The organism is Variovorax sp. P4_B11 (assembly GCF_056402355.1).
This window is the reverse complement of the sequence record NZ_JBFUHO010000081.1, coordinates 24421-30420: the sequence shown is the minus strand read 5'-3', so window position 1 is coordinate 30420 and position 6000 is coordinate 24421. Positions and strand designations below refer to the sequence as shown.

Below are 6000 nucleotides of genomic sequence, written 5' to 3'. Positions count from 1 at the left end.
GGCAAGTGGGCCAGACCGGCAAGATCGTGGCCCCGCAGCTGTACATCGCCTGCGGCATCTCGGGCGCGATCCAGCATCTGGCGGGCATGAAGGACTCGAAGGTGATCGTGGCGATCAACAAGGACGAGGAGGCCCCGATCTTCTCGGTGGCCGACTACGGCCTGGTCGCCGACCTGTTCACGGCCGTGCCGGAACTGGTCAAGGCGCTCTGATCCTGGGCGGCAGCTGAGAACCTGTTTGCGATCTCCCTGGGGTCGCAAACAGGTTCTAAGGAAACCCCCGATAGGAATATGGTCATGGATCGTTACGATCCGTGACTGCTTCCCTGTCGAGGTGCTTGGACCGCGTCCCGGCGTCCGCCCGGTGACACGACGTGGTTCCACCTTCCAGCTGCCCCCGATGACCCCTCCCACCGAGTCCGGCCCCGTGCTGGACGCCGCCAGTCCCCTCCCCCCTGAAATCGAAGCCGCCGACGAGCCGACCCGCGTTCCCCTCGCGATCGAGGACTGGGCCACCGTGCTCATCATGGGCATGCTGGCCTGCATCACCTTCGCCAACGTGCTGGTGCGCTACTTCACCGACTCGTCCTTCGCCTGGACCGAGGAGTTCTCGGTCTTCCTGATGATCCTGCTGGCGCTGGTGGCGGGCTCCGCGGCGGTGGCGCGCGACCGCCACATCCGGATCGAGTACTTCGCCGAGAGCGGCAGCATGGCGCGGCGCAAACGGCTGGCGCGGTTCGGCGCCCTCATGGTCGGCCTGCTGTTCCTGCTGATCGGCGCGCTCAGCGTGCGCGTGGTCTGGGACGACTACCGCTTCGAGGAAACCTCGCCCGGCATCGGCGTGCCGCAATGGTGGTATTCGATCTGGCTGCCGATCGTGTCCTTCGCGATCGCGCTGCGCGCCCTGGGCCTGTTCATCCGCCGCGGCCGCAAGACCAACTACGGCGATTCGCAGCGATGATCCCCACCCTGCTCTTCGTCGCCTTCGTGGCGATGATGCTGGCCGGCGTGCCGATCGGCGCCGCACTGGGCCTCGCCGGCGCCGCCTGCATCGCACTCGCCAACAGCGACGCCCAGTGGTTCGGCCTGCTGGCCGTGCCGCAGAACTTCTATGCCGGCCTCGGCAAGTACCCGCTGCTCGCGATCCCGATGTTCGTGCTGGTCGGCTCGATCTTCGACCGCTCGGGCGTGGCGCTGCGCCTCGTCAACTTCGCGATCGCCATCGTCGGCCGCGGCCCCGGCATGCTGCCGCTGGTGGCGATCGTGGTGGCGATGTTCCTCGGCGGCATCTCGGGCTCGGGCCCGGCCAACGCCGCCGCGGTCGGCGCCGTGATGATCACCGCCATGTCGCGCGCCGGCTACCCGCCGGCCTACTCGGCCAGCGTGGTCGGCGCGGCGGCGGCCACCGACATCCTGATCCCGCCCTCGGTCGCCTTCATCGTCTATTCGGTGCTGGTCCCCGGTGCATCCGTGCCGGCGCTGTTCGCGGCCGGCATGATCCCCGGCATCCTGGCCGGCGTGGCGCTGATCGTTCCGGCGGTCTGGCTGGCGCGCAAGAACAAGATGGGCGCGCTCGAGTCCAGCCTGCCGCGCCCGGCCTTCTGGGCGAGTTTTCGCGATGCGATCTGGGGCCTGGCGGCGCCGGTGCTGATCCTCGGCGGCATGCGCGCCGGTCTCTTCACGCCGACCGAGGCCGCGGTGGTGGCGGTGTTCTACGGTCTCTTCGTCGGCATGGCGATCCACCGCACGATCAAGGTCCGCGACCTGTTCGTGATCCTGCGCGAATCGGGCGAGTTGTCGGCCGTGATCCTGCTGGTGGTGTCGCTGGCGGGCATCTTCGCCTACTCGCTGTCCACCCTCGGCGTGATCGATCCGGTCACGCGCGCGATCGTCAATTCGGGCCTCGGCGAATACGGCGTGCTGTCGCTGCTGATCCTGCTGCTGATCACGGTCGGCATGTTCCTCGACGGCGTCTCGATCTTCCTGATCTTCGTGCCGCTGCTGTGGCCGATCGTGCAGCACTACAAGTGGGACCCGGTGTGGTTCGGCGTCATCCTCACGCTCAAGGTGGCCCTCGGCCAGTTCACGCCGCCGCTGGCCGTGAACCTGATGGTGTCCTGCCGCATCGCCAACGTGCGCATGGAAGAGACCGTGCGCTGGGTCGGCTGGATGCTGTTCGCGATGTTCCTCGTGATGGTGGCGGTGATCGCGTGGCCGGAGCTGGCGCTCTGGCTCCCGCGCAAGCTGGGGTATTGAGCTCGCCCCCAGGTTGGCTCACTTCGTGTAGCCGCCCACCCCCGGCCGGGGGCAACACCAGCGGCCTGGCAAAGCCAGTTCCGCGGTGTTTCCCGCAAAGACCGGACGGTGGGACGAGGTTTGTTTTGTTTGTTCACAAAAAGGAGACTGATCCATGAAATTCCGTCGTTCCCTGCTCGGCCTGCTGGCCGTGGCGGCCGCCCTCGGCGGCTTCTCGGTGGCTGCGCAGGCGCAAAGCTACAAGGCCGAATACAAGATGTCGCTGGTGCTGGGTCCGCCGACGCCGTGGGGCGAGGCCGGCCGCATCTGGGCCGATCTCGTGAAGGAGCGCACCCAGGGCCGCATCAACATCAAGCTGTACCCGGGCGTGTCGCTGATCCAGGGCGACCAGACGCGCGAGTTCAGTGCGCTGCGCCAGGGCGTGATCGACATGGCGGTCGGCTCGACCATCAACTGGTCGCCGCAGGTCAAGCAGCTCAACCTGTTCTCGCTGCCCTTCCTGATGCCCGACTACGCGGCGGTCGATGCGCTGACCCAGGGCGCGGTCGGCAAGGAGATCTTCGCCACCCTCGACAAATCCGGCGTGGTGCCGCTGGCCTGGGGCGAGAACGGCTACCGCGAGATCACCAACTCGAAGCGTCCGATCAAGTCGCCGGAAGACCTCAAGGGCATGAAGATCCGCGTGGTCGGCTCGCCGATCTTCTCCGACATGTTCAGCGCCCTGGGCGCCAACCCGACCCAGATGAGCTGGGCCGACGCGCAGCCGGCGCTGGCCAGCGGCGCGGTGGACGGCCAGGAGAACCCGCTGTTCCTGTTCACCGTGCTCAAGATGCACACCGTGGGCCAGAAGTACGTGACCACCTGGGGCTACATGGCCGACCCGCTGGTCTTCGTGGTCAACAAGGAGGTGTGGGGCGCGTGGACCCCGGCCGACCAGGCCATCGTGCGCCAGGCCGCGATCGATGCCGGCAAGCAGAACATCGCCCTGGCCCGCAAGGGACTGGTCGAGCCCGACAAGCCGGTGCTCAAGGACATCGCCGCGATGGGCGTGACCGTGACGCAACTCACGCCCGCCGAACGCGAGGCCTTCGTCAAGGCGACCCGCCCGGTCTACGCCAAGTGGACGCCGACCATCGGCAAGGAACTGGTGACGCAGGCCGAGCAGGCGGTTGCGGCGAGAAAGAAGTAGCTCGCCCCCAGGTTGGGCTCACTTCGTGTAGCCCGCCCACCCCCTACCGGGGGCAACACCAGCGGCCCGGCAAAGCCGGTTCCGCGGTGTTTCACCAAAGGGCCGGGCTGCGCCGGCCGGTGAATACTGGCGCTGTGCTTGTTTTCGGCTGCGCACGGCGCGCCCGTTCGCGGGCAGTCGCGGAACCGGCTTTGCCGGGCCGCTGACTGCGCCCCCGGTAGGGGGTGGGCGCCCGACACGAAGTGCGGGCAACCTGGGGGCGAGCTCAGTGCGCCAGGATCTTGTTCAAGAAGTCCTTGGTCCGCGGCTGCCGGTTCTCCGGGTGCGTGAAGAACTCCTCCTTCGAGCAGTCTTCCAGGATGCGGCCGCCGACGTCGATGAAGATCACGCGGCTCGCCACCTTGCGCGCGAAGCCCATCTCGTGCGTGACCACCATCATGGTCATGCCTTCCTTGGCCAGCGCCACCATCACGTCGAGCACTTCGCCGACCATCTCGGGGTCGAGCGCCGACGTGGGCTCGTCGAACAGCATCACGATCGGGTCCATGGAGAGCGCGCGGGCGATCGCCACCCGCTGCTGCTGGCCGCCCGACAGCTGGCCCGGGAACTTGTCCTTGTGCGCCATCAGGCCCACACGGTCGAGCATCTTCAAGCCCCGCGTCTTGGCCTCGTCGGCACTGCGCCCGAGCACCTTGATCTGCGCGATCGTCAGGTTCTCGGTCACCGACAGATGCGGGAAGAGCTCGAAGTGCTGGAACACCATGCCCACTTTCGAGCGCAGCTTCGGCAGGTTGGTCTTGGGGTCGTGCAGCGGAATGCCGTTGACCGTGATCTCGCCCTTCTGGAAGGGCTCCAGCGCGTTCACCGTCTTGATCAGCGTGGACTTGCCCGAGCCCGAAGGCCCGCAGACCACCACCACATCGCCCTTGGCGATGTCGACCGAGCAGTCGTTGAGCACCTGCACCGGGCCATACCACTTGGAAACGTTCTTGATTTCAATCATTTTGTCGGACATCGGTTTGCTCCTTCAGCTCAGCGGATGATGGCGATCTTCTTGTGCAGACGCTTGACGAGCCAAGACAGCGAATAGCACAACACGAAGTAGACGACGGCGGCCAGCAGGTAGGCCTCTTCGGGGCGCCCGAAGTTCTTGCCTGCGGTGTCGAAGCCCTTGAACAGGTCATAGGCGCCGATGGCGTAGACCAGCGAGGTGTCCTGGAACAGGATGATGGTCTGCGTCAGCAGCACCGGCAGCATGTTGCGGAAGGCCTGCGGCAGGATCACCAGCTTCATGTTCTGGCCGTAGGTCATGCCCACCGCCTGCCCCGCGAACACCTGCCCGCGCGGAATCGACTGGATGCCGGCGCGCATGATCTCGCTGAAGTAGGCGGCCTCGAAGGCGACGAAGGTGATGATCGCCGAGTACTCGGGCCCGATCGGCCGGCCGATGATGTTGGGCACCAGCAGGAAGAACCACAGGATCACCATCACCAGCGGAATGCTGCGCATGCCGTTGACGTAGATGGCCGCGGGCATGTCGAGCCACTTCTTGCCCGACAGCCGCATCAGCGCCAGGAGGGTGCCGAAGAGGATGCCGCCGAGCGTGGCGACCACCGTCAGGAACACGCTGAAGTAGAGGCCCTTCAGCAGGAAGCTGCTGACGACGGCCCAGCTGAAGAATGTGAGGTCGAGATTCATGTCAGGTCTCCCGCCGGGCCGCCCCAAGGGAGGCCTGCGGCCCCCTCGGGGGGCAGCGAATACACGAGGTGATGAGCGTGGGGGTGCATGTCAGTGTCCTCCGCCGGTGCCGGCCACGACGAAGCCCGGCACGCGGACCCTCTTCTCGACCCAGGCCATGATGCGGTTGATGACCATCGCCGAGATCACGTAGAGCACGGTCACGGCCATGTACATCTCGGTCACGCGCGAGGTCTCCTCGCCGGCCTGCATCGCGAACTGGATCATCTCGGGAATCGACACCGCGAAGGCGACCGACGAGTTCTTGAAGATGTTCATCGACTCGCTGGTGAGCGGCGGGATGATGATCCGGTAGGCCATCGGCAGGATCACGTAGCGGTAGTACTGCGGCGTCGTGAAGCCCACCGCCATGCCCGCGTAGCGCTGGCCCTTGGGCAGCGCCTGGATGCCGGAGCGCAGCTGCTCGGCAATCCGGGCCGAGGTGAAGAAGCCCAGCGCGAACACCACCAGGATGAAGGGCGGCAGGCCCGACATGACGGGGAACATCTTCGGCACCACGTGGTACCAGATGAAGATCTGGACCAGCAGCGGAATGTTGCGGAACAGCTCGACCCAGACATTGCCGAAACGCACCAGCCAGGGGCTGTCGGGCAGCGTGCGGATCACGCCGACCAGCGAGCCGAGCACCAGCGCCACGACCAGCGAGCACAAGGACACCGACACCGTCCAGCCCCAGGCCGACACCAGCCACTGCCAGTAGGTCGGTATCTTGCCGCCCGGATCTTGCAGGAAGACCTGCCAATCCCATTTTCCCATTTCAACTCCTCGATGATTGTTGGAGGCATCTCATAAAACAAA

Annotated in this window: 7 protein-coding genes; 4 read left to right on the top strand and 3 right to left on the bottom strand. The window is 66.1% G+C overall.

From position 1 onward, the window contains the following. The 4 genes from AC1DYD_RS36875 to AC1DYD_RS36860 all read left to right on the top strand — a co-directional run. On the top strand, window positions 1–212 hold a 212-nt coding region (locus tag AC1DYD_RS36875), incomplete at its 5' end, for an electron transfer flavoprotein subunit alpha/FixB family protein (protein WP_478177690.1). A 187-nt stretch (window positions 213–399) separates the two neighbouring features. Further along, window positions 400–960: a TRAP transporter small permease gene (locus AC1DYD_RS36870; RefSeq protein ID WP_478177689.1), complete on the top strand. Its 561-nt coding sequence runs from the start codon at window positions 400–402 to the stop codon at window positions 958–960. Next, entirely contained in the window at window positions 957–2255 is a 1299-nt protein-coding gene (locus AC1DYD_RS36865) for a TRAP transporter large permease (RefSeq protein ID WP_478177688.1), read from the top strand. The genes AC1DYD_RS36870 and AC1DYD_RS36865 overlap by 4 nt, the downstream gene beginning before the upstream one ends. A gap of 154 nt (window positions 2256–2409) precedes the next feature. After that, window positions 2410–3444, top strand: coding sequence for a DctP family TRAP transporter solute-binding subunit (locus AC1DYD_RS36860; protein ID WP_478177687.1), 1035 nt, complete (start codon window positions 2410–2412; stop codon window positions 3442–3444). 265 nt (window positions 3445–3709) lie between these two features. Here AC1DYD_RS36860 and AC1DYD_RS36855 read toward each other — a convergent pair whose 3' ends face one another. From AC1DYD_RS36855 to AC1DYD_RS36845, 3 genes are all read right to left on the bottom strand, one after another. Next, window positions 3710–4447 (bottom strand): amino acid ABC transporter ATP-binding protein, encoded by a 738-nt coding sequence (locus tag AC1DYD_RS36855; RefSeq protein WP_478177692.1) that lies wholly within the window; start codon window positions 4445–4447, stop codon window positions 3710–3712. 29 nt (window positions 4448–4476) lie between these two features. After that, the gene (locus AC1DYD_RS36850; protein WP_478177686.1) at window positions 4477–5142 is read right to left on the bottom strand and encodes an amino acid ABC transporter permease; all 666 of its coding nucleotides are present in this window, start codon (window positions 5140–5142) and stop codon (window positions 4477–4479) included. A gap of 90 nt (window positions 5143–5232) precedes the next feature. Continuing rightward, the gene (locus AC1DYD_RS36845) at window positions 5233–5958 is read right to left on the bottom strand and encodes an amino acid ABC transporter permease (RefSeq protein WP_478177685.1); all 726 of its coding nucleotides are present in this window, start codon (window positions 5956–5958) and stop codon (window positions 5233–5235) included. Between the last annotated feature and the right edge of the window lie 42 nt (window positions 5959–6000).

Coding starts and splice junctions, on each gene's coding strand:
- AC1DYD_RS36870 (WP_478177689.1), top strand. CDS start 400: ATGACCCCTCCCACCGAGTCCGGCCCCGTGCTGGACGCCGCCAGTCCC.
- AC1DYD_RS36865 (WP_478177688.1), top strand. CDS start 957: ATGATCCCCACCCTGCTCTTCGTCGCCTTCGTGGCGATGATGCTGGCC.
- AC1DYD_RS36860 (WP_478177687.1), top strand. CDS start 2,410: ATGAAATTCCGTCGTTCCCTGCTCGGCCTGCTGGCCGTGGCGGCCGCC.
- AC1DYD_RS36855 (WP_478177692.1), bottom strand. CDS start 4,447: ATGATTGAAATCAAGAACGTTTCCAAGTGGTATGGCCCGGTGCAGGTG.
- AC1DYD_RS36850 (WP_478177686.1), bottom strand. CDS start 5,142: ATGAATCTCGACCTCACATTCTTCAGCTGGGCCGTCGTCAGCAGCTTC.
- AC1DYD_RS36845 (WP_478177685.1), bottom strand. CDS start 5,958: ATGGGAAAATGGGATTGGCAGGTCTTCCTGCAAGATCCGGGCGGCAAG.